This window comes from Sphaerisporangium krabiense, from assembly GCF_014200435.1.
Taxonomy (GTDB): domain Bacteria; phylum Actinomycetota; class Actinomycetes; order Streptosporangiales; family Streptosporangiaceae; genus Sphaerisporangium; species Sphaerisporangium krabiense.
Map to the genome: position 1 here is coordinate 4,530,751 of NZ_JACHBR010000001.1, position 22,065 is coordinate 4,552,815.

Consider the following 22,065-nt stretch of genomic DNA (forward strand, 5'->3'; position numbering starts at 1 on the left):
GTTGGGCCGTACCGGAGGAGGACCGGCACGCCCGGGGAGGGCCGGGCGACCGCCACGGCCGGGAGGGGCGGTGCGGTGGTCACCGGGCGGGGCGGCGGAGGATCAGGGCGCCGGAGGCCGCGCCCGCCAGTTGGGCGGCGGCGATGGCGAGGAGCAGCGCCACGGTGCCGGTCCCGGTGGCGAGGCCGGCCAGGGCCGCGCCGGCGGCCGCCGCGGTGCTCTTGAGGCCGGCGCCCAAGGTGAAGACCCGCGTGCGGGCCTCCGGCGGCGACTCGCGGTCGCGCACCACCAGCAGGGAGCAGAACAGCGCGCTGTTGAGAAGCCCCACCACGGCGAACAGCGGCAGGGCGGCCCACGCCGACGGCAACGGCGCGATGACCAGGAACGGGACCGTCATCAGGAGCAGGCAGAGCACCACCACGGTCTCCGGCCGGCGCCGCCTGATCGGGAACCTGCTGTACAGCAGGCCCCCGGCCAGTCCGCCCACCGCGATGGCCGACATGATCACGCCGGTCAGCGCGGTGTCGTGCGCCCGCACGGCCAGCAGCGCCGCCAACACCTGCACGGCCCCCATCCCGACCTGCCCGAGGCTGGACCCGACGGTCACCGCGGCGAGGCTCCGGCTCCGCCATATCACCGCCACCGCCCCGAAACCTCTGCCCCGCCGCCCGGCCCTGTCACGCCCCGCGCCGACACCAGGAGGCCCGCCCCTGTCACGTCCCGCGCCCGCACCGGCCCGCGCCGCGGGCGTCGTCACGCGCTCCCGCACGGCGGCGCGGTCGGGGATCGGGAGGGTCCACAGCAGCGCGCCGCCCGCGGCCACCACCGCGCCGAGCACGAAGATCGCGACGGCCGGGCCGAAGACGCCGGCCAGCACGGCCGCGAGCGCGGGCCCGGCGATCCCGGCCATGCTGTACGACGTGGCGTCCAGCCCGAAGGCGCGGGTGAGCCGTCCGGGGACCAGCTCGCCGAGCAGGCTGGTCAGCCCGCCGATCATCAGCGGCGCGAAGCAGCCCGCCAGCACGACCAGCAGGACCACCACGACCCTGGACGCCTCGATCAGCAGGGTGGCGGCGACCAGCGCCGCCGCGTACGCCAGGTAGGCCGTGACGTAGAGCGGCCGGCGGCGGCGCACGGTGTCGGCGACCGCGCCGGCGAGCGGGGCGGCGACGACGTGCGGCACCATCAGCGCGGCCACGAGCAGGCCGCCGTACCCGGCGCCGCCGGCGCGCTCCAGGGCGAGCAGGAGCAACGCCACCCGGGCGCCCTCGTCGGCCAGGCGGAGCAGCACGGCCGTGGTGACGTACCGGGCCAGGACTCCACGCTCGCCCGGCCGATCCCGGGTGGGTTCACGGGCGTCTGCGCCCTGGGCGGCGGCCGGTCTCACGGACATCGCTCACTCCCTGACGGAACGTCGGATCTCACCGCCTACCCACCGTCCGATCCGCCAAGCCGCGCCGGGCCGGTGGTGGCGGCGGCGGTGCGCCGGTAGGGCAGGCCGTTGAGGTGGAGGTGGGCGGTCTCCGGGCCGGTGGAGCGGAACCCGGCGGTGATCGCACGGCTGTCCATGTGCGGCGTCCACGGAGGCGCCGCCAGGCCGGTCCCGGAGTGGGGGGCCGCCCAGACGTCCGGCGCGGCCCTGCGCAGCGGCACGCGATGCCCGCCGCAGGTCGCGAGCAGGTCGTCGGCTCCGGTGGCGTCCACGTCCACCGGAGCCGCGCCGACACGCCAGTACCGGCCCGCCACCGCGGCGGCGGGCAGCCACCCCGTGCCCGGTCGCCGGTCGGGCGGTGCGACGCCGTGCTCCGCCAGGATCGCGTCGATCACCTCGTACCGGGCGGCGCGCAGCTCCGCGCCCCGGTTGTCGGCCCACACGAGTCCTGCGCCGAGCTCCGGGATGGCGAGCAGTTTGCACCACATGCCGGCGTGGAACCCTTCGTGCCCGACCACGCGGAGCCCGCCCCGGCGCGTCAGCAGCGTGCCGAGCCCGTACGCCAGGTCCACCTCGACGGGGATGTCGGCGACGGGCCGGTGCGCCCGGGCGACGCCGCCGATGCCGGACAGCGGGTCGGCGGTGTCGTGGCCGGCCCCCTGGCGCAGGTGCAGCGCGCCGAGCCGGGCCAGGTCGGGGGCGGTGGTGAAGCACAGCGCGGCGGGAACGTGCCGCGCGTGCGCCGCCGGCGGGTCGGACGGCGAGGGCGGGTGGTGCCGAAGGCGGGGTTCCGGTGCGGTGAGGGCGAAGGTGCTGGCGGCCATGCCCAGCGGCGCGAACAGCCGCTCGCGGGCCAGGCCGGCGAAGGGACGGCCCGTCACCCGCTCGGCCACGTGCCCGGCCAGGGACGTCCCGGCGTTGCTGTAGGAGAACACCTCTCCCGGCTCGCCGACGCGCGGCAGCCTGCGCACCTCGGCGAGGGTCGCGCGGCCGAGGTCGCGCGCGCCGCCCCGGGATCCTGCCGCCTCGACGCGGTCGGGCGGCAGGCCGGAGGTGTGGCCGAGCAGGTGGCGCAGAGTGATCGCGCCCGGGTCCGCGCCGTGCCGCAGGCGCAGCTCCGGCAGGTACTCGCCGACCGGGGCCGACAGCTCCAGCGTCCCGTCGGCGGCGAGCGCGCAGATCAGCGTCGCGGTGACCAGCTTCGCCACCGAGTACGCGCGGAAGGCGGTGTCCTCGCGCACCGCGTACGCGGAAGTGCCGGGGAGGCCGGCGCCCAGGCGTCCCGAGGCGACGGTGACCACCGGGCCGGCCCGGTCGAACAGGCAGGCCACGGCCCCCGGAACCCCGTGGCGGCGCCGGAAGGACTCCAGACGCGCCCGCAGCGACGCCTCGTCCACGGCCACGCCCCGTCCACGGTCGGCGACGACGCTCATCGAGGCTCCTCTCTCGTCGTCGGGTGGCTGGAGTTGCGGTGGTGGACGAGGGCCGGGTGGTCCGCGCCGGCGCGGGCCCACCGCACCAGGCCGACGAGCAGGACGTGGTCGTAGACGGGGATGGCCTGGGCGATGTCGCACACCAGGGCCGCCGCCGCGCCGTCCAGCACCGGCACGCCGAGATGGCGGCCGTGGCCGACGCCGTCGAAGCGGCGGCACGTCTCCCCGGTGGCGAAGCGGCGGATCAGCCCGCGCTGCCGCCAGGCCAGCACGTTGACGCCGAACCGTCCCGCCGCGAGGGTGTGCCGGAGCGTGCGGCCCGCGCTCGCGAGGGACACCAGCACGCTCGGAGGTTCCAGGGAGAGCGACAGCACCGCGCTGGCCGTGCACCCGGCGGGCCCGTCCCCGCCCGTGGCGGAGATCACGGTGACGGCCGTGGGGAACTCGGCCATGATCGCGCGGAAGCGGGCGCCGTCCATCTCGGTCGCGGGCCCGCCGAGGAGCGCGCTGGTCGTGGTCACGGCGTGCCTCCGTTCGCGCCTGCGACCGTGCGCGCCAGGGCCCGCCGGTCGATCTTGCCGTTGTCGTTGAGCGGGAGCGCGTCCAGGCGCGTCGCGCTGGACGGCACCATGTACGCGGGCAGCCGGGCGCGCAGCGCCGCGAGCGCGTCCCCGGAGGGAGGCCCGCCCGTGTACGCGGCCACGAGGCTCACCCGCCCGGCGTCGCCGGTGAGGGCGAGGACGACGGCGTCGCGCACCCCGGGCAGGTCACGCAGCGCGGCCTCCACCTCGCCCGGCTCCACGCGGTACCCGTCCACCTGGACCTGCTGGTCCAGCCGTCCGAGGTGGACGAGGCCGTCGCCGGTCGCGCGCACCCGGTCGCCGGTCCGGTACCAGTGCTCCGGCGTGAGGGGCGTCGTGCCGTCGTACGCCGTCGCGGCGCCGGCGGCGTCCACGGTGACGAACCGGCCGGCGTCGTCGGCGGGGTCCAGGTAGCCGGGGAACCGCTGCGGCCCGCGCACCACCAGCTCACCCTCGGCGGCGGGACGGCCCTCGGCGTCCAGGACGAGATGGTCCAGGCCGGGATGGACGTCGCCGACGGGCACGGTGCCGTTCGCCGTGTGGGGCCACCGTGCGGGGTCGGCGGGAAGCGTGTGGGCGCTGCAGGTGACGGTCAGCTCGGTCGGGCCGTAGAGGTTGGCGATCCTGGCGCCCGGCGCGGCCCGCCGCCACGCCTCGGCCTGCGCGAGCGTGAGCTGCTCCCCGGCGAACAGGCTCCACCGCAGGCCGGGCATGCCGCCCGGCGGCAGCTTGCGCAGCCGTCGCGCCAGCGAGATGACCGACGGCACCGAGAACCAGTGGGTGACGCCGCGCTCGGCGACGAACCGGGCCGGGGACATCAGGTCCGCGCGGCCGGGGACCACGAGCGTGGCGCCGGTCGGCCAGGCGGCGAACATGTCGAGCACGGACGGGTCGAAGGTGAGGTCGAACGCCTGCGACAGGCGCGCGCCCGGCCCCGCGCCGTACAACGGGACGACGTGGTCGAGGTACGCGGCGACGTTGCGGTGCGAGATCGGCACCCCCTTGGGAACGCCCGTCGATCCGGACGTGAACAGGACGTAGGCCAGGTCGTCCATCCCGGCGTCCCCCACGGGCGCCACCGCGCCCGGCGATCCATCCCTGGTGTCGCCCACCACGACCGGCACCACCGCACCCTCCGCCTGTATGGCGGGATCGGTTCGCAGGACGGGATCGGCCTCTGCGGCCGGGTCGGCCAGGATGGCGGCCAGGCCCGCGCGGCGCGCGATCGTCGCGGTGCGCGCGGCGGGGAACGCGGGGTTGAGCGGCACGACCGGCCGGCCAAGCCGCTGTATCGCCAGGTACCCGGCGTACGCGATGGGGCTGCGGTTCGCGAGGAGCCCCACCGGCGCGCACGGCTCCCCGGCGGTCGCCCGCGGACCGACGCCGTGCCGCAGCAGCCGCACGGCCAGCGCACCTGCGAGATCGGCCAACTCCGCATAGGAAAGCCGGTATGCCCCGACCTCCAGCGCCACGGCGTCAGGATGATCACGGACACTCGCCGCGAACCGTTCATACAGTGGTGCGGATGCGCTCATGCGCCGTCCTTTCCATCGTCGAATCCGCCACGGACGGCGGAGGACAGGGACACGGGGATGCGCGGGGTCGAGGGCGTACAGGATCGGGAGCCAGTGGCCGAGGACGGATGGGGCGAGGGCTGGGCGGTGGAATGGGCGGCCAGCGGCGAGGGGGCGTGGGGAGGAATGGGCGGCAAGGGGTGAGGGGCGCGGTAAGGGATGGGTGGCAAGGGGTGAGGGGCGCGGTAAGGGATGGGTGGCAAGGGGTGAGGGGCGTGCGGAGGGCCGAGCGCGTAGCTGAGGGGGATGGCGGAGACCGCGCGCAGGCTGGTCCAGCGGTACGGCCCCCAGGCGCCCGTCTCGGCCTCGGGAGGCACCTCGATCCGCCATGGGCGGGCCGCCAGCCCGCGGCCGTCGGCCTTGGCACAGGCCTCCTGCGCCGTCCAGGCCCAGGCCACGGCGGCCTCCTGGTCGGCGGCGGGCAGCTCGCGGACGAGTCCGGCGTGCCGGCCGAAGATCCGGCCGACCATGCGGGAGGACGCCGTCGCCGGCCGTTGCACGTCGACGCCGACCCGCCGGTGCGGGGCCACGGCGGCCGCCACGAGGCCCTGGTCGTGCGACACGCTGACGCCGACCCACGGGTGGCCGGCCAGCATGGGCCGTCCACGCGGCCCGGCCCGCACCTCGGCGTGCCGCACCGCGGGCGCTGCGGCGCCCAGCAGCAGCCGTAGCAGCGCCCGCCCCGCGAGGAACTCCCGGCGACGCCGAGCGTGCATCCCCCCGGCCTGCCGGAGGTCGTCGGCAGTGTGGAACCGCGTGCCCCCGGCCGGCCCGCCTCCCGGTTCCAGGCCGATCACAGCACACGCCACCCAGACCCCAGGCCGCACGACGACCAGATCCGTCGTCACGTCCTCGGTCCTCTTGGGACGGCCCACCGCGCCGGGTGTCAGGCAGGTCGTCGTCGTCACGTTCTCGGTCCTGTTGGGACGGTCCGCCGCGCCGGGTGTCAGGCAGGCCGTTGTCGCATCCTCTTTCCTCTTGGTGCGGGCGGTGGTGGCCAGTGCTGGGCGGGTTGGCGTGGTCATGGCTTCGGTCCTCCCGGTATGGGTTGCCGTGCCGGCTGCTGGGCGAGATGCCGTGGCCTTGTCGGGCGCCGCCGGTGTCGGCCCGGGGATGACGGGACCGTCCAGGGCCGGGGGCGTCGGGTCGGGAGTAGTGGGCGGGGGTGAAGTGGGAGGGAGGTCATGTCGGGCGGATGCGGTTCAGGAGTGCGGGGAGGTTGTCGGCGAGCAGGCCGAGGACGACCTCCGTCGTCCCTCCTCCCACGCCGAACACGCCGGCCTGCGCGCGGAGCGTCTGGGCGCCGTCCTCGGCGAAGCCGTCCGCGCCCTGGAGGTGCGCGCAGTCCGCCAGGACGTGCTCCACGGTCTCGGCCACCGCCGCCTTGAGCAGCGCCGCCGCGACCGTGTCGCCGTCCCGGGCGACGGCCTCGCCGTGGACGCGGCACAGCGCGTCCAGGGCGTGCAGGCGCACCGTGGCGCGCGCGAGCCGGTCGCGGACCACAGGGTGCCGCCCGAGCGTGCCGCCGGCCAGGGCCCGGCCGTCGAGCCGGTCGGCCGTGCCGGCGAGCGCGCGCCGGCAGAGCGCCACTCCCCACAGCGCCCCGGCGAGCCGTTCGGTGGCGATGTGCCGGGCGAAGACGGCCAGCCCGTGGCCCACCCGGCCCGCGACGTGGGACCGGGGCAGCCGGACGCCGTCCAGGTGGACGTGCCCGATCCCGGCCGCGCCGAACAGCGTGGTCCCGGCGGGGCGGATCGTCACGCCGGGCGCGTCGGCGGGGACCAGGACCCAGGTGAAGTCGGTGAAGTGCCCGCCGGGCCGGTGCCGCGCGAGGACCAGCAGGTGTCGGGCCGTGGCGGCGTTGGTGATCCACCGCTTGCGCCCGTTCAGGACGACGTGGTCCGCGCCGATCTCGGCGGTGGTGGCGAGCGCCGTCAGATCCGACCCCGGCCCGGCGTCGGTCGCGGCGAGCGCCACGACGTCCTCGCCGCGCGACACCGCCGGCAGCGCCGCCGCGGCGGGCGGGCAGAGGTCCGCGGCCTGACCGAGCAGCGGCAGGGCCGTGGCGAGCTGGACGCACACGCCGAGGGTGGCGCCGACGGGGAGGCGGTCGTCCAGGGCGGCGAGCAGGCGTCGCAGCGCGGCCGGCTCCACGCGTGGACGTCCGCCGTCCCGGTAGACGCCACAGATCAGCCCCGCCGCGCCCAGCGCCCGCCACACCACGGCCGCGGACGCGTCGACCGGCAGCTCCCGGACGACCGCGGCGACATCTGTGTCGCGCGTCCCTCTGGGGTCGGGCCGGGGGGCGCGTGTCTGTTCACGATGCGGGGAGGTGAGCAGGGGGTTCGGGTTCGTGGATGTGTCAGGCAAGGGTCACCTCCGGGTTGAGGAGGGTGAGGCGGCCGTCGGCGAGGTGGAGGCGGTCGTTGCTGTAGTTGAGCGCGGCCGAGCGGAGGTCGCGCAGGGCCCGTTCCAGGGCGGTCGGAGAGTCCTTGAGGTATCCATGCCGCAGCCCGACCACGTCGATCAGGTCCTCCACCACGGCGTGACACTGCTCCGAGGCGGTGATCTTCAGCGCGTTGAGCAGCAGTTGCACCGAGGGGACCGACAGGTCGCGCGCGGTGGCGACGGTCCCCGCCGTGTGCCGCAGCAGGGCGTGCACCGTGTCCAGGCGCTGCCTGGCCCGGGACAGCCGGGTGAGCAGCAGCTCGGAGCCCAGGTCGTGGCGTCGCCGTCCCTCCGGGTCGCGCAGCAGGCGCAGCACCCGGGCGAGCGCGCCCGACGCCGTGCCGAGCCAGCACGCCGACCAGCCCAGGTGGGCGAGCGGCGCGAACACCGACATCGCGACCGCGCGGAAGTCACCGTGCTCGCCCACCACCTGGTCGGCGGGGACGTGGCCGGACAACCGCAGGGCGACGCTGTGGCTGGCGCGCATGCCGAGCGGCTGCCAGTCGCCGCTCTGGTCCAGGCTGAGCTGCTCGCGGCCCGCGTACACCAGGGAGACCTGGCCGTCGGAGGACGCCCCCGGGCTGCGCATCGTGACGAGGAACCCGTCGGCGTGCGCGCCGCCGGTGACGATGGGCGCGAACCGGTCGATCACCATCGTGTCCCGCTCCTCCAGCAGGCCGGAGGCGGAGCTGAGCAGGTGCCCGCCCTTGCCCGCCTCCGTGGTGACCGAGCCCAGGTACACGTCCCCGGCCGCGATCCGCGGCAGGAGCCGGGCGCGCAGCGAGGGCTTGGCGTACCGGACGACCGCGGCGACCTGCTGGCAGTGCATCGCGAAGATCATCGCGACCGACATGTCCTCCCGGCCCAGGCGTTCGGCGGCGCGCAGCAGCGCGTCCAGGTCACCGCCGAGGCCGCCCTCCCCGGACGGGACCAGCAGGCCGAGCAGGCGCGTCTCGCGCAGCGCAGCCAGCGCCTCGACCGGGAACGCGGCCTCGGCGTCCGTCCGCGCGGCGTGCGCGGCCGTCACCGCCGCGACGTGCTCCAGTCGCTCATCGAGCGTGATCCGGGACTCCTGGCCGGTGGCGTCCGGTCGCGTACGGCCGGAGCCAGGCGGCGGGGCCTGGCGTGCCGTATCCGGAGCGGGAGTGCGTGCCGTCTCCGAGGTGGTGCGGGTGCTCGCGGTGTCCGGGGCGGGTGTCCTGCCCAAGCCGGCGGCGGTGCCTCTGGTCTCCGAGGTGTCGAGGGTGTCGTCGGTGCGGTGGGTGTTGTGGGTGTAGGTCACGCCGCTCACGCCGTGGCCCTCCCGTCGATCGGGCTGCCCTGGCTTTCCGCCGTCCGGCGCACCGCCTCCCACAGCGTCCCGGCGCTGGCGAACGTGGTGGCGTTGAGCTCCTCGTCCGGGAGCGTGACGCCGAGACCGTCCTCCAGGTCGAAGAGCAGGTCGATCGCGTGCATGGAGTCCAGGCCCAGGTCGGCGAGCCGGTCGTCCTCGGTGAGGGGACGGTCGCCGAGGAAGGTCAGGTGCGGGACGAGGACGTCGACGAATCGGTCGTTCATGCGAGGTTCCCTTCGGTCGTGACGCGGCCCAGGTGGAGCCGCGAGTGGTGGATGACGGTGTCGGGGCCCCGGTCGCCGTCCACGACGTACTCGCCGGGCAACGGGTGGCCGAGGAAGGCGACGAGGCTGGCGTTGAGGCCGTACGCGCCGACGTTCGGCACCGCGAGCACGTCGCCGACGCGGAGCGGCGGCAGCGTGGCCGCCCGCGACCAGGTGTCCAGGGGAGTGCAGAGCGGGCCGGCGACCAGCACGTCCCGCTCGGCACACCCGTCGTCGCCAGCCGTGCCGTGGCCGGGGCGGATCAGCTCGGGGGACAGGGGCGGCAGCCGGCGCATCCCGGACATCCCGCCGAGATGGTTGACGCCGGACTCCAGGACCACGACCGTTCGCCCCTGCGACCGCTTGACGTCCAGGACGCGGGTGTAAAGGGTTCCGGCGGTGGCGGTGAGGTAACGGCCGGACTCGAAGACGACGCGCGGGCCGCCGGGCCCCGGGAACACCTCGTCCAGCAGGGTGGTGAGCCGCGGCGCCAGGCCGTCCAGGCAGATGGAGCCGCCGGCACGGGCGAACGGCGCGCCGAATCCGCCGCCGAGGTCCAGGGTCTCCAGGCGCGCGCCGTGCGGGGCGAGCGCCGCGGCCACCCGCGCGGCGGTCCGCGCCGACTGCGCGAACTGGCGGACGAGGTCGTCCACCGTGGCCAGGTTGGTGCCCATGTAGAGGTGCAGGCCGGTCACGTCGGCGTGGTGCCGTGGCGCGAACGCTGCCGGATCGGCGAGTATCCACGCCGCGTCCGCGCCGAACTGCGACGGCACGCCGGTCATGGCCAGCCCCTGGCCCGGGACCGGGCTGTCGTCGTTGACGCGCAGGAGGGCCGAGCAGCGTGCTCCGGCCGCCGCCGCGCACCGGTCGAGCTGGTCCAGCGCCACCGGCGAGTCGACGGAGAAGTGGCGGACGCCGAGCCGCACGGCCCGCGCCACGTCGGCGTCCCTGCGCCCCGGCCCGCCGTACAGGACGTCCGCCGCCGCCCAACCGGCGGCCAGTGCACTGTCCAACTCCCCGGCCGAGCACACCTCGGGAAGCGTCCCGCAGGCCCGCGACTCCTCTAGGACCAAGGGGTGTGCGTTGGCCTTGAGCGAGTAGTACAGTCCGGCCCCCACAGGCAGCCCGTCCCGCAGCAGACGGTGAGCACGCCGCACCTCGGCGAGGTCGTACACGTACGCGGGAGTGGCAATCCGACACGCCATCTCCGCGGACACGGCCGGCGCACCGGCCTCGGGCCCGCGTTCCAAGCTTCCGACGGGCAGGGCGCCGGGTGCGGACTTAACGGGCATTGGCCACCTCCAGGTCGGCGGTCACGTGGGTGGCGAGGGTCTTTCTGTCGACCTTGCCGTTGCGGGTGAGGGGGAGGGCGTCGGTGGTCACGCAGTGGCGGGGGATCTTGAACTCTTCGAGGTGGGGGCGCATGGCGGCCAGCAGGTCGTCCGGGTGCAGGGTCGTCACGGCGACCAGTACGGCCGGCCGTCCCTTCGCCGGGGTCAGCACGGCCGCGGACTCGACGCCCTCGACCTGGCGGGCCGCCGCCTCCACCTCCGTCGCGCTGACACGGAAACCGCGCTCCTTGTAGATGTCGTCACGCCGGCCGTCGAAGTAGAGGTAGCCGTCGTCGTCCAGCCACCCGTAGTCGCCCGTGCGCAGTTCCGGGAAGAGGCCCTCGGCGCGCGGGAACCGGCGCGCGGTCAGCTCGGGGCGCCGCCAGTACCCGGCCATGACGTGCGGGCCTCGCACGACGAACTCGCCCACCTCCCCTGGAGGCAGCCGCCGCCCCTCTGTGTCCACGACGGACACCTCGGTGCCCGGCAGCGGACGGCCGCAGGCCCCAGGACGCCGCAGGTCCTCGTCCGGCGGCATGACGGCCGCCCGCTTGCACTCGGTCAGGCCGAACATGAGCTGGACGCGAAGGCCGGGCACGGCCGCGCGCAGTGCGGCGAGGGTCTCCGGCGGCATGGCGGCGCCGGTGTTGGTGAGCAGGCGCAGCCGCAGGCCCGGCGTGGAAGAACGGCGCAGCAGCCGGGCCAGCCCCTCGGCGAGCGAGGGCACCGCGGGAAGGACGGTCGCGCCCACCCGGGCCAGCGTCCGCGCCAGCAGCGGCCCGGCCTGCGCGGCGTCGCCCAGCACCACGTGGGCGCCGCAGGACGCGGCCAGGAAGAGCTGGTACAGCCCGTAGTCGAACGAGAGCGGCAGGGCGCAGTAGACCACGTCGTCCCGGCGGTAGCCCAGAACGGACCGGATCGCCCCGGTGACGAACCGCGCCTGCCGATGCGTGGTCACGACGGCCTTCGGCCGGCCGGTGGTCCCGGAGGTGTAGATCAGGCAGACCGGATCGACCTCCAGCACACCCGAGCCGGCTTCCCCTGTGAAGCCGCGCCCGTCCGGGGTCCCCGCAGTGGTCGAGACGGTCCCCGGCATGCCGATGTCGTTCGGGGTGGCCAGCGAGACCCCGGGGCCTTGCGGAGTGCGCAGAGGGATGTCCTGATGGTGCGGCGTGGCTAGAGGGACGTCCTGCCGGTGCGGGGCGGCCAGAGGTACGCCCCGGTCGTGCGAGGGGGTCAGAGGAACGACGAGTTCTTGTGGGGTGGCCGAAGGGATGTCGAGGTCGTGGGCGGTTCGCCGGGCCGATGTGCCGGTCGTGATGACGAGGGCCGGTTCGCAGTCGGTGAGGACGTGGCGCAGAGGGTCGCCGTCGGTCTGCTCGTGGAGGACCACGAACACCGCGCCGAGCCGGGAGATCCCGTACAGGCACGCCGCCACCGCGGGCGTCGCCGGAGCGGACACCACGACCCGGTCGCCGCGGCGCACCCCTCGCCGGCGCAGCCGCTCGGCGACCGACAGACCGGCCCAGTACAACTCGGCGTAGGTGAGGGTGTCCGTGCCCGCGGACACCGCGGGCCCGTCAGGCCACCGCCGGGCGGCCTCGTCGACCAGATCGTGCAGCAGCGCGCCCCCTGTCAGATCCGACGCCGAGGTGGCCCCAGGGTCGGTCGTCGACCGCGCATATGTGGGCGTGGGCGGGGGTGTTGTCGTGGTCTTGGGTGTGGTCACAGGGTCTCCGTTCTCGTGGTGTCCGTGGTGCCGGTCGCGTGGGCAGAGGCCGGGGTGTCGTCGCGGGCGCGGCGGGTGGCCCTCGCCAGGCCCTCGATGCTGTGGAGGGTCTCGGGCACGAGGTCGTCGGGGTCGAGTTCGACGCCCAGGTCCGCTTCCAGGCGCTCGACGATCTCGGCCGCGCGGAAGGAGGAGAACCCCGGCAGGCCGGTGAGCGTGTCCGTGGCGGGTGGGGTGCCGAGGACGCCGGTGACGGCGGACACGACGGCCGCCCGGACGTTCACATCCGTCCCGCCGAAGACCTGGGCGTCCACGTCCGTCCCGCCGACGAGCTGGACGTCCGCGTTCGTCCCGCCGAAGACCCGTGTGTCGGCGGCGAGGACGTCCCGTAGACGGTCGAACAGTCCGTCCGGCTCCGGCCTGCCCTGCTGGACGCGGCGTGCGGCGAGGAACGTCCGCTCGCACAGCGCGGCCCAGTCCCGCAGGTGCGCCGCCTCCGCCTCGCCGCCCGCCGTGCGGTACGCGGCGTGCAGGCGGCGGGAGCGGGACAGCAGCCAGGTCTCCAGGGTCAGCCGGTCCAGCGCGGCGGCGCGGTGGGGGTGGTCGCGATAGGCGTCGACGTAGGCGTCGATGACCGCCGCGCCGGCGGCGTCGAAGCGGGCGACCGGCGGCGTCCACGTGTCGTCGGGGCGCGGACGCACGACCCTGGCGCCGCCGGGCAGGACCGCGGCGAGCGCGTCGGGGGCGATGGGGCGGGCCAGTGGGCGGGCCGGACCCCAAGGGGTCTCGTTGTGGTACCCGTCCACGACGGTCAACGTGCCGCCGGTGTCCGCCAGGAGGAATCCGTGTTCCATGTGCCGGTGCCCCGCGTACGGGACCCACGGCAGGAAGAAGGCGTCGGCGATGAGGAGCACGGGACCTCCGGCCGCGTGTCTCGCGACCGTGTCGCCGGGGACCTGCTCGTCGTCGCCGGTCATCGTGAAGCCGAGGGACTCCTCGGCCTCGCGGAGCAGGTCGCGCGCGGGCCGTTCGATCGTCGGTAGGTCGCATGCGGCCCGCTCGATCGTCGGCAGGTCGCATGCGGCCCGCTCGATCGTCGGCAGGTCGCGGGCGGGCCGCTCGATCGTCGGCAGGACGTGCGGCCCAGGTGTGGGCGGGAGCCCGGCCACGGGACGGAACCCGGCGCGGGCGCCGAGCGCGAGGTGCGCGTCTCCGCCGCGCCAGAGGTGTGCCAGCACGGCGAGGTTGACCTGGACGCAGTCGAAGAGGCTCGCGTCCAGCGCGGCCAGGGCCCTGGCCCACGGGACGCCGCCGGCGAGCGCGCCGCCGGGCTCGCCGGTCGAAGCATGCGTGATCGTCATGCCGACGCAGGTGCCCGCGCCCTCTTCATCGCCTGCTACATCGACATTTGAGGTTGTTTACAGTTTCGCCCGCGCCTCCGGCGTGTTCGCCGCTTCGACGGCGTAGGCGCGGGTCCAGGCGTTCATCCGATAGCCGCCGGCCGCGTCGGGCTCGATCAGATGGAGGTCGAGGAGGCGGTCGACGCCGGGCGGCGCGGCCTCGGAATCGGGACGGCCGTGCCCGGCGGCGAGACGGTGCAGCAGCCGCCGCTCGCCGGGGGAGAGCCGCTCCACGCTCGCCCTGAGCCTGGGCCGCAGTGCCAGCTCGCCGTGGTCGAGCTCGTCGAGCGGCCGGGCGCCGTGTAATCGGCGCAGCAGGTCCGACGGGCTCGCCCGGCGGCGCAGGAGCGCGGCGCCGGCCGCGCGCAGCGCCAGGGGAACGCCGTCGCACCATCGGACCACGGCCCGGAAGTGCTCCCACCCGGCCGCCACCTGGTCGGCGCCGACGATCCCGGCGAGGACGTCGAGGCCGTCGCCGAGTCCCAGCGGCGGGCACGCGACCCGCGCCATGCCGCCTAGCCCGGTGAGCAGGGACCGGCTGGTGACGATGACGACGCCGCCGGGCTCGGCGGGCAACCATCGCCGCACGTCGCCCTCGGTCCAGGCGTCGTCCAGGATCAGCAGCATCCGGCGGTCGGCGACCGCGCGGCGGTACAGGTCGAACCCGTCCTCGCCCCCGCCGGGGACCTCGCGTGGCGCGGCGCCGAGCGCCCGCAGCGCGCGCGGCAGGGTGGTCACGCCGCCGTCGGTGAGAGGGACGACCATGTTGCCGTCCTCGAACAGATGCCGCACCCGGTGCGCCACCGCGATGGCGAGCGCCGTCTTGCCGCTGCCGGCTCCGCCGCTGAGCAGGACGACCCGGGGCGCGGCCCGGTCGCCGGGCGGGGTGCGGGCCCATTCGCCGATCAGCTCGACCAGGTGGTCGCGTCTCCCGTCCCGGCCGGCCAGGTCGGCGGTCTCCGGGGGCAACTGGTCGATTCTGTCGCGCTGCCGCGTCACGAGCGGCGAGCGGCGTGGCGCGATGCCGTTGTCGTCGGCGAGGATCTTGTGGTGCAGCCGCTGGAGATCGGGTCCCGGCTCGATGCCGACCTCGTCGATGAGGGTCTGCCGGCCGTCCTGGTAGACGGCGAGGGCCTCGGCCCGGCGCCCGTTGCCGTACATCGCGCGCATGAGCAGTTCTCTGAGCTGTTCGCGCCGCGGGTAGCGGGCGACGAGCATCTGGAGCTGCTCCACGGCCATCGCGTGGTCCCCCGACGCGACCTGGATGTCCATCAGCAGCTCCGTGGCCGCGAGCCGCCGTTCCTCCAGGCGTCGCGCCTCCGCGGTGACCGACGGCGTGGGAGGGATGTCCACCAGGGCGGGGCCGCGCCACAGCCGCAGCGCGGTCGTGAGCGCGTGCGCGGCCTCGGCCGGCCGTCCGCCCGCCAGGTCGTCCTTGGCCTGTTCGACCAGATGGTCGAACGCGTGGCTGTCGATCTCCTCGGGGGGCACGCGCAGCACGTATCCCGCGAGCCCGGTGTCGATCCGTACGGCCGCGCCCGGCCGCTCCCGCAGCGAGCGGCGCAGGTGGAAGACGTACTGGCGCAGCAGGCCCTCCGCCGTCGCCGGCGGGTCGTCGTCCCAGATCTCGGCGGCGAGCCGGTCGAGGGGGACGAACACGTTGGCATTGATCAGGAGCACCGCGAGGGTGCTGCGGCGCTTGGCCGAGCGGAACGCCGGCTGCTCGTGCCCGCCGAGCTTGAGCGGTCCCAGTATTCGGACGTGCAACTTGGACTCCCCCATAAGCAGGTGGTCTCCGTACGAACACATGGCCCTGGACCACTTTCCCCGGCGCCGTTCTCTATGCAGAGATACTTCTTATAAGCCCCATAGGCCGCTATACAGCCACAACCCATTACATGGCGTTATTTGGGCACAGTGAAATGGACAATTCGGAGGCGTCTATTAGTCCGGGTGGCCGGGCCGTCGCCGGAAGGTCAGTCCGAGGCCGGGATGCGGGTCAGGAGGAGGGCTACGTCGTCGTATTGGCGGGGAAGGGCGTCGACGATTGCGGAGCAGGCGGCGTCGAGGGATTTGTGGGGAGCGGTGAGGGAGGTGCGGAGGGTGGCGATGCCGGTGTCGATGTCTTGTTCGCGGCTTTCGACCAAGCCGTCGGTGTAGAAGGCGAGGGTGGCGCCGGGGGGCATCGCGAACTCGGTGGTGGTGAAGGCGCCGGCGAAGTCGGGGTCGCCGAGGCCGAGGGCCAGGCCGGAGGGCAGGTCGAGGACGACGGCGGCGCCGTCGGGGCCGACCAGGATGGGCGGCGGGTGGCCGGCGCGGGAGATCGCGCAGGTGTGGGTGCGCAGGTCGATGATGGCGTACAGGCAGGTCGCGCACTGGATGGAGTGCATGTCGTCGGCCATGCGGTCGAGCCGGCGCAGGACCTCGTCCGGGGTGAGGTCGAACCCCGCGAGCGCGCGCACGGCCGCGCGGAGCTGGCCCATGCCGCCGGCGGCGACGGCGCCGTGCCCCATGGCGTCGCCGATCACCAGGCCGATGCGGTCGCCGGGCAGCGGGAACACGTCGTACCAGTCACCGCCGACGGTCATCGCGCTCGCGGGCAGGTAGCGGTGCGCGAGGTCGAGGCCGGGCGGCACGGTGAGCTTGCGCGGCGCGAGGTTCTGCTGGAACGCCTGCGTGATGCGGTGCTCCTTGGAGTACAGACGGGCGTTGTCGATGCAGATGGCGGCGCGGGCCGCGAGGTCGGCGGCCAGGGTCTCGTCGTGGGCGTCGAACGGGGCGCGCTCGGGGTTGCGGCTCATGGTGATGAACCCGATGACGGTGCCCCGGGCGGTGAGCGGCGCGGTCAGGTAGGAGGCGGAGCCGAGGACGTCGGCGGCGGAGTCGCCGAGCACGCCGCTGATCCTGCGTATCTCTTCCGCGCCGAGCTCGGCCGCGCCGTAGGTGAGGGGGACGCCGGTGTCCATGCAGCGAATGGTCGGGTGGCCGGGGCCGTAGACCACGAGCTCGTTGTCGGGGAAGGTCTTGGCCCAGTCGTGTTCGAGGGAGTGGCGGAAGTCGAGCCGGAAGGCCAGCCGCCGCACCCGCACCGAGCCGTCCGCGCCGTGGTCGGGGTAGGCCTCGTCCCTGAGCAGGCCCTCGATGACCGACACGCTCGCGGTGTCGGCCAGGCGCGGCACGGCGACGTCGATGAAGTCCTCGGCGGCCTGCCGGGGGTCGAGGGTGGCGCCGATGCGCGAGCTGACCTCGTTGAGCAGGGCGAGACGCTCGCCGGCCTCGAAGTCGGCGCGGGTGGGGCGCGGCGCGCGGGTGTCGGCCGCGGTGACCATGACCGTGCCCCAGGGGCCGGGCATGCTCAGGGGCTCCAGCTCGAACCGGACCTCGTGGACGCGGCCGTCGGCGCACTCGGCGGACAGGACGCCGCTCCAGCCGGACCCGGACGCGCAGCCGTCCAGCGCCTGCGTGATCGTCTCACGGCGGGCGCCGAGGAACAGCAGGTCGCAGATGTCCTGGCCGAGCGCCTTCTCGGCCGCGCGGCCGAAGAGGCGTGTCGCCCCGCCGCTCCACTGCGTGACACGGCCGTTCTCGTCGAGCACCAGGGCCGCGAAACGGCCGTTGTGAGTCACTCCCTGGCGTGGACGGCGCCTCCCGTCCGCCCTCGGCGCTTCTGCCCTCGCCGCACGCGCCACCAGTCCTCCTGGCACAGAAATGGGACATCGGGTCCAGACCGCGTGAAGAGGCGCGTGATGGTTCCCCCGGGACTGCGCCTGTGCCGCGGCTACCGTCAGTAAAGTATCATCTACGATTTGCTTTCCATCGTGAAAACTGCTCGAAGCATCCCACCCGGGATGTCTTTCGTTCACCTTGGCGGGCGACGGCACCCGTTTCAAGGGGTTGACGAGGGCGTGCGCACGCCGGAGCGGGCCACCGGAACGACCCCCCGGTCTCGTGCGTGTCCCATATTTCGGATATAACCTACCTGTGATACATGTTTCCCGCCTCAGGAAGGTCTACGGGACGGGGGTCGTCGCGCTCGACGGCGTCGACCTCGACGTGCGCGAGGGAGAGGTCTTCGGCGTGCTCGGGCAGAGCGGCGCCGGGAAGAGCACGCTGCTGCGCTGCGTGAACCTGCTCGAACGCCCCACCGCCGGGACCGTGACGGTCGGGGGACAGGAGCTCACCGCGCTCGGCCCCGCCGCGCTCCGGCGCGCCAGGCGGGGGATCGGCATGATCCACCAGCAGTTCGCCCTGCTCTCCTCGCGAACGGTGGCCGGCAACGTCGCCTTCCCCCTGGAGGTCGCGGGCGTGCCCCGGCGTGAGCGCGCCGCCCGGGTGACGGAACTGCTCGCCGTCGTCGGCCTCGACGGCAAGGCCGCGCACTACCCCGCGCAGCTCTCCGGCGGCCAGAAGCAGCGGGTCGGCATCGCCCGCGCCCTGGCCGCGGGCCCCAAGGTGCTGTTGTCGGACGAGGCCACCAGCGCCCTCGACCCCGGGACCACGCAGTCGATCCTCGCCCTGCTCAAGCGGCTCAACGCCGAGCTCGGCCTGACGATCCTGCTCATCACCCACGAGATGCACGTCATCAAGGCCGTCTGCGACTCGGTCGCCGTCATGCGCGAGGGCAGGGTGGCGGAGTCCGGCCGGGTCGCCGACCTGGTCGCCACGCCCGGGTCGCTGCTGACCCGCGAGATCTTCCCGCTGCCCGAGCCCGCGCCGCCCGGCGCCGTCACGGTGACCTTCGCCGGGCGGCCGGGCGAGGCGATCCTGTCCGGCCTGGTCCGCGAGCACGACGTGGACGTGGACATCCTCGCCGGGTCGGTGGAGGACGTGGGCGGCGTGCCCGCCGGACGGCTGCGGCTGCGGATCGAGGGGGCCGGCCGCGCCGAGGCCCTGGCCGACCTGCGCGGGCGCGGCCTCGTCCAGGAGGAGCCCGCCGCGCGGGAGGAGGCCCGGTGAACGCCGACGAACTGCTGCCCGCCCTGGTCCAGGCCACCGGCGAGACGGCCCAGATGGTGTTCTGGTCGGCGCTGCTCACGCTGGTGCTCGGCCTCCCCCTCGGCGTGCTGCTCGTGGCCACCGACCGGGGCGGCCTGCTGCCCGCCCCCGCCGCCAAGGCCGTGCTCGGCGGCGTCGTCAACGTGGGCCGCTCGCTGCCGTTCATCGTGCTGATGGTCGCGATCCTCCCGTTCACCCGCCTGGTGACGGGCACGACGATCGGCACGGTCGCCGCGATCGTCCCCCTCACCCTGGGCGCCGTCCCCTTCTACGCCCGCCTGGTGGAGACCGCGCTGCGCGGGGTGGAGCGCGAGGTGGTGGAGGCCGCGCAGGCCATGGGGGCCGGACGCGTCCGGGTGGTCGCGCGGGTGCTGCTGCCCGAGGCGCTGCCGGGGCTGGTCGCCGGGCTCACCGTCACGGTGGTGGCGCTCATCGGGTACTCGGCGATGGCCGGGGCGATCGGCGGGGGCGGCCTCGGGGACCTGGCCATCAGGTACGGCTACCAGCGCTTCGACACCGCCGTGATGGTGATCACGGTGGTGCTGCTCGTGGTGGTCGTGCAGCTCGTCCAGAGCCTCGGCGACCTGGTGGCGCGCAGGCTCTCCCACAAGTGAGGCCCGCGGCGGTCGCGGGCCGTCCAGGGTCATTTCCCGATTTATCAGCTGATGTAAGGAGATATGGCGATGCGTAAGTTCATGGGGGCCGTGGCCGCCGCCGCGCTGGCGCTGGCGCTGGCCGCCTGCGGCGGGGAGAGCGCCGCGCCGGGGACGACCACGGGCGCGAGCGCCGCCCAGGACGCGCCGCTCAAGGTGGGCGTGAGCCCCGTCCCGCACGGGGAGATCCTGAAGTTCGTGAAGGACAAGCTGGCCTCCGCGGCCGGGCTGAAGCTGGAGATCGTCGAGTTCACCGACTACGTGCAGCCCAACACCCAGCTCCAGGAGGGGCAGCTCGACGCCAACTACTTCCAGCACCGCCCCTATCTGGACGACTTCCAGAAGTCCAAGGGCGGCAAGGAGATGGTGTTCGTGCAGGCCGTCCATCTGGAGCCGCTCGGCCTGTACTCGCGGAAGGTCAAGAGCGCGGGCGAGCTGGCGAACGGCGCGACGGTGGCCGTCCCCAACGACGCCACCAACCTCGGGCGCGGGCTCAAGCTGCTGGAGGACAACGGCCTCATCAAGCTCAAGCCCGGCGTCGGCACCGCGGCCACCGAGAGGGACGTGGCGGAGAACCCCAAGAACATCCGGTTCAAGCCGCTGGAGGCCGCGCAGCTCCCGCGCTCGCTCGAGGACGTGGACGCCGCCGTCATCAACGGCAACTACGCGCTGGAGGCCGAGCTGAAGCCGGCGTCCGACGCGCTGGTGCTGGAGAAGGCCGAGGGCAACCCGTACGCCAACGGGCTCGTCGTCCTCAAGGGGCAGGAGGGCGACGCGCGGATCAAGAAGCTGGCCGGGCTGCTGGCCGGTCCCGAGGTGAAGAAGTTCATCGAGGACACCTACCAGGGCTCGGTCATCTCGTCGACGACGTGACGTCCTCGGCGGGCCGCCGGCGCAGGCCGTCGAACGCGATCTTGCAGACGGCCTCCGCCAGCGCCGCCGCGCCCATGCCGCCGCGCGGCCTGTACCACTCGGTCACCGAGTTGACCAGCCCGAACAGCAGGCGGCTGACCACGGCGGGGTCCACGTCCGGCCGGATGTCGCCCTCGGCCTCGGCCTGGCGCACCAGCTCGCCCGCCAGATGGTCGAACGCGCGGCGGCGGGCCAGGGCCTGACGTTCCACCTTGGTGTTGCCGCGCACCCGCAGCAGCAGCGTGACGAACGGCAGCCGCTCGACCAGGACGTGGACGCTGCGGCGCACCAGGTGCTCCAGCCGGTCGATCGCCCGGCCATCCACGGCCGCGGCCTCCTCGGCCGCCTCCGACAGCCCGTCGAGGGCCCGGTCCACCGCCAGGCGCAGCAACTCGTCCTTGCCCGAGACGTGGTGGTAGATCGCCGACTTGGTGATGCCGAGCCTGCGGGACAGGTCCTCCATGCTGGTGGCCTCGTAGCCGCGCTCGTTGAACACCTTGACGGCGACCGCGAGCAGCGACTCCAGGTCGTAGCCGGGACGGCCCCGGCGGGCCGGGGTGGCGCGGGCGGTGGCCATCGCGGGTTGCACGCCTGCCTTTCTGCGTCGTCTCTAGTCGCCGGCGTCTCGGTGGTCCACGACCCGGCGCAGCTTGCCCGCCGACCGTTCCAGGGTCTCGGGGTCGAGGACCGCACAGTCGACCGTGACGCCGACGACGCTCCTGACGGCGGCCACCACGGCATCCCCGGCCGCGGCCCGGCGCTCGGCGGAGGACCCCCGGCGGGCCTCGACCCGCACGGTCATGTGGTCCATGCGGCCCCGGCGCGTGAGCAGCAGCTGGAAGTGGGGTGACAGACCGGGCGTGCCGAGGACGACCTCTTCGATCTGGGTGGGGAACACGTTCACGCCCCTGAGGACGATCATATCGTCGTCGCGGCCGGTCACTCTCTCCATCCGGCGGAAGGACGGGCGCGCCGTGCCGGGCAGCAGCCGGGTCAGGTCGCGGGTGCGGTAGCGGACGACCGGCATGCCCTCCTTGGTGAGCGAGGTGAACAGCAGCTCGCCCCTGCGCCCCTGGGGCAGCGGCTCGGCGGTGACCGGGTCGACCACCTCGGGGTAGAAGTGGTCCTCCCAGATGTGCAGGCCGTCCTTGGTCTCCACGCACTCCTGCGAGACGCCGGGGCCCATCACCTCCGACAGGCCGTAGATGTCGACGGCGTCGATGGCGAGCCGCTCCTCGATCTCCTCGCGCATGCGCTCGGTCCAGGGCTCGGCGCCGAAGATCCCGATCTTCAGGGACGTGGCGCGCGGGTCGAGGCCCTGCCGCTCCATCTCGTCCATCAGGGCGAGCATGTAGCTGGGCGTCACCATGATGATCTCGGGGCGCAGGTCGCGGATGAGCGTCACCTGGCGGGCGGTCACGCCTGAGGAGACGGGGACGACCGTGCAGCCGAGCCGCTCGGCCCCGTAGTGCGCGCCGAGGCCACCGGTGAACAGGCCGTACCCGTAGGCGATGTGGACGGTGTGCCCGGGGAGGCCCCCGGCGGCCCTGATGGAGCGGGCCACGACGTCGGCCCAGGTGGACAGGTCACGGTCGGTGTAGCCGACGACAGTGGGACGGCCGGTGGTGCCGCTGGAGGCGTGGATCCGCCGGATCCGCTCCCGGGGGACGGCGAACATGCCGAACGGATAGTCCGCGCGCAGGTCGTCCTTGGTCGTCATGGGGAAGCGCGCGAGGTCCTCCAGGGAGCGGCAGTCCTCGGGGCGGACGCCGGCGGCGTCGAAGGCCCGGCGGTAGAAGGGGACGTTCTCGTAGGCGTGGCGCAGTGTCCACCGCAGGCGTCCGAGCTGGAGGTCGCGCAGCTCGTCCGGGCCCATCTTCTCCGCGGGGTCGAGATCCGGTCCGAGGCTGCTCACGAGGCGGGCTCCGTTTCATCCGGCTGGATCCGGCTTCGTCCGTGCCAACGATTCTGACATTCCCGG

At 74.3% G+C, this 22,065-nt stretch carries 18 protein-coding genes; 3 read left to right on the forward strand and 15 right to left on the reverse strand.

What is annotated here, in order from left to right; translation table 11 throughout:
* Positions 1 to 79 precede the first annotated feature (79 nt).
* From BJ981_RS20060 to BJ981_RS20120, 13 genes are all read right to left on the reverse strand, one after another.
* Positions 80 to 1,393 carry an MFS transporter gene (locus tag BJ981_RS20060; RefSeq protein ID WP_184612841.1) on the reverse strand — a complete coding sequence of 438 codons (1,314 nt, stop codon included), beginning with the start codon at positions 1,391 to 1,393 and terminating at the stop codon, positions 80 to 82.
* Between the two features lie 35 nt (positions 1,394 to 1,428).
* The gene (locus BJ981_RS20065; RefSeq protein WP_184612842.1) at positions 1,429 to 2,865 is read right to left on the reverse strand and encodes a serine hydrolase domain-containing protein; all 1,437 of its coding nucleotides are present in this window, start codon (positions 2,863 to 2,865) and stop codon (positions 1,429 to 1,431) included.
* On the reverse strand, positions 2,862 to 3,386 hold the full coding sequence (locus BJ981_RS20070) for a flavin reductase family protein (RefSeq protein WP_204070674.1): 525 nt from the start codon (positions 3,384 to 3,386) through the stop codon (positions 2,862 to 2,864). Before BJ981_RS20070 ends, BJ981_RS20065 begins: the two co-directional genes overlap by 4 nt.
* Complete coding sequence (locus tag BJ981_RS20075) at positions 3,383 to 4,981, reverse strand: amino acid adenylation domain-containing protein (RefSeq protein WP_184612843.1); 1,599 nt, start codon at positions 4,979 to 4,981, stop codon at positions 3,383 to 3,385. Before BJ981_RS20075 ends, BJ981_RS20070 begins: the two co-directional genes overlap by 4 nt.
* Positions 4,978 to 6,045, reverse strand: a complete 1,068-nt coding sequence (locus BJ981_RS20080; protein ID WP_184612844.1) for a 4'-phosphopantetheinyl transferase family protein — start codon at positions 6,043 to 6,045, stop codon at positions 4,978 to 4,980. Before BJ981_RS20080 ends, BJ981_RS20075 begins: the two co-directional genes overlap by 4 nt.
* Positions 6,046 to 6,202: 157 nt before the next feature.
* Positions 6,203 to 7,390 carry an acyl-CoA dehydrogenase family protein gene (locus BJ981_RS20085; protein ID WP_204070675.1) on the reverse strand — a complete coding sequence of 396 codons (1,188 nt, stop codon included), beginning with the start codon at positions 7,388 to 7,390 and terminating at the stop codon, positions 6,203 to 6,205.
* Positions 7,383 to 8,759 (reverse strand): acyl-CoA dehydrogenase family protein, encoded by a 1,377-nt coding sequence (locus tag BJ981_RS20090; protein WP_204070676.1) that lies wholly within the window; start codon positions 8,757 to 8,759, stop codon positions 7,383 to 7,385. The genes BJ981_RS20085 and BJ981_RS20090 overlap by 8 nt, the downstream gene beginning before the upstream one ends.
* Entirely contained in the window at positions 8,756 to 9,025 is a 270-nt protein-coding gene (locus tag BJ981_RS20095; protein ID WP_184612845.1) for an acyl carrier protein, read from the reverse strand. Before BJ981_RS20095 ends, BJ981_RS20090 begins: the two co-directional genes overlap by 4 nt.
* Complete coding sequence (locus BJ981_RS20100; protein ID WP_184612846.1) at positions 9,022 to 10,269, reverse strand: type III PLP-dependent enzyme domain-containing protein; 1,248 nt, start codon at positions 10,267 to 10,269, stop codon at positions 9,022 to 9,024. Before BJ981_RS20100 ends, BJ981_RS20095 begins: the two co-directional genes overlap by 4 nt.
* A 76-nt stretch (positions 10,270 to 10,345) precedes the next feature.
* Entirely contained in the window at positions 10,346 to 12,124 is a 1,779-nt protein-coding gene (locus BJ981_RS38290) for a class I adenylate-forming enzyme family protein (protein WP_239139687.1), read from the reverse strand.
* Positions 12,121 to 13,485 (reverse strand): acyl carrier protein, encoded by a 1,365-nt coding sequence (locus BJ981_RS20110; protein WP_184612847.1) that lies wholly within the window; start codon positions 13,483 to 13,485, stop codon positions 12,121 to 12,123. The genes BJ981_RS38290 and BJ981_RS20110 overlap by 4 nt, the downstream gene beginning before the upstream one ends.
* Before the next feature lie 57 nt (positions 13,486 to 13,542).
* Entirely contained in the window at positions 13,543 to 15,291 is a 1,749-nt protein-coding gene (locus BJ981_RS20115; RefSeq protein ID WP_184612848.1) for an AfsR/SARP family transcriptional regulator, read from the reverse strand.
* Positions 15,292 to 15,500: 209 nt separating this feature from the next.
* Positions 15,501 to 17,150, reverse strand: a complete 1,650-nt coding sequence (locus BJ981_RS20120) for a SpoIIE family protein phosphatase (RefSeq protein ID WP_184612849.1) — start codon at positions 17,148 to 17,150, stop codon at positions 15,501 to 15,503.
* Between the two features lie 355 nt (positions 17,151 to 17,505).
* Here BJ981_RS20120 and BJ981_RS20125 point away from each other — a divergent pair, with 355 nt between their 5' ends.
* The 3 genes from BJ981_RS20125 (at position 17,506) to BJ981_RS20135 (ending at position 20,045) form a co-directional block, all read left to right on the forward strand.
* Complete coding sequence (locus BJ981_RS20125) at positions 17,506 to 18,480, forward strand: methionine ABC transporter ATP-binding protein (RefSeq protein ID WP_184612850.1); 975 nt, start codon at positions 17,506 to 17,508, stop codon at positions 18,478 to 18,480.
* Positions 18,477 to 19,133, forward strand: a complete 657-nt coding sequence (locus BJ981_RS20130; RefSeq protein WP_184612851.1) for a methionine ABC transporter permease — start codon at positions 18,477 to 18,479, stop codon at positions 19,131 to 19,133. Before BJ981_RS20125 ends, BJ981_RS20130 begins: the two co-directional genes overlap by 4 nt.
* 69 nt (positions 19,134 to 19,202) lie before the next feature.
* Complete coding sequence (locus BJ981_RS20135) at positions 19,203 to 20,045, forward strand: MetQ/NlpA family ABC transporter substrate-binding protein (protein ID WP_184612852.1); 843 nt, start codon at positions 19,203 to 19,205, stop codon at positions 20,043 to 20,045.
* Here the strand turns inward: BJ981_RS20135 and BJ981_RS20140 are convergent.
* Positions 20,026 to 20,673 carry a TetR/AcrR family transcriptional regulator gene (locus BJ981_RS20140; RefSeq protein WP_504747979.1) on the reverse strand — a complete coding sequence of 216 codons (648 nt, stop codon included), beginning with the start codon at positions 20,671 to 20,673 and terminating at the stop codon, positions 20,026 to 20,028. The genes BJ981_RS20135 and BJ981_RS20140 overlap by 20 nt on opposite strands.
* 21 nt (positions 20,674 to 20,694) lie before the next feature.
* Positions 20,695 to 21,960 carry a phenylacetate--CoA ligase PaaK gene (gene paaK / locus BJ981_RS20145; RefSeq protein ID WP_184616260.1) on the reverse strand — a complete coding sequence of 422 codons (1,266 nt, stop codon included), beginning with the start codon at positions 21,958 to 21,960 and terminating at the stop codon, positions 20,695 to 20,697.
* Positions 21,961 to 22,065: the final 105 nt, after the last annotated feature.

What these genes read in the sequence shown, in the direction of transcription:
- BJ981_RS20060 (WP_184612841.1), bottom strand. Translation starts at nt 1,393, where the DNA reads ATGTCCGTGAGACCGGCCGCCGCCCAGGGCGCAGACGCCCGTGAACCC.
- BJ981_RS20065 (WP_184612842.1), bottom strand. Translation starts at nt 2,865, where the DNA reads ATGAGCGTCGTCGCCGACCGTGGACGGGGCGTGGCCGTGGACGAGGCG.
- BJ981_RS20075 (WP_184612843.1), bottom strand. Translation starts at nt 4,981, where the DNA reads ATGAGCGCATCCGCACCACTGTATGAACGGTTCGCGGCGAGTGTCCGT.
- BJ981_RS20080 (WP_184612844.1), bottom strand. Translation starts at nt 6,045, where the DNA reads ATGACCACGCCAACCCGCCCAGCACTGGCCACCACCGCCCGCACCAAG.
- BJ981_RS20095 (WP_184612845.1), bottom strand. Translation starts at nt 9,025, where the DNA reads ATGAACGACCGATTCGTCGACGTCCTCGTCCCGCACCTGACCTTCCTC.
- BJ981_RS20100 (WP_184612846.1), bottom strand. Translation starts at nt 10,269, where the DNA reads ATGGCGTGTCGGATTGCCACTCCCGCGTACGTGTACGACCTCGCCGAG.
- BJ981_RS20110 (WP_184612847.1), bottom strand. Translation starts at nt 13,485, where the DNA reads ATGACGATCACGCATGCTTCGACCGGCGAGCCCGGCGGCGCGCTCGCC.
- BJ981_RS20135 (WP_184612852.1), top strand. Translation starts at nt 19,203, where the DNA reads ATGCGTAAGTTCATGGGGGCCGTGGCCGCCGCCGCGCTGGCGCTGGCG.
- paaK (WP_184616260.1), bottom strand. Translation starts at nt 21,960, where the DNA reads ATGGGCCCGGACGAGCTGCGCGACCTCCAGCTCGGACGCCTGCGGTGG.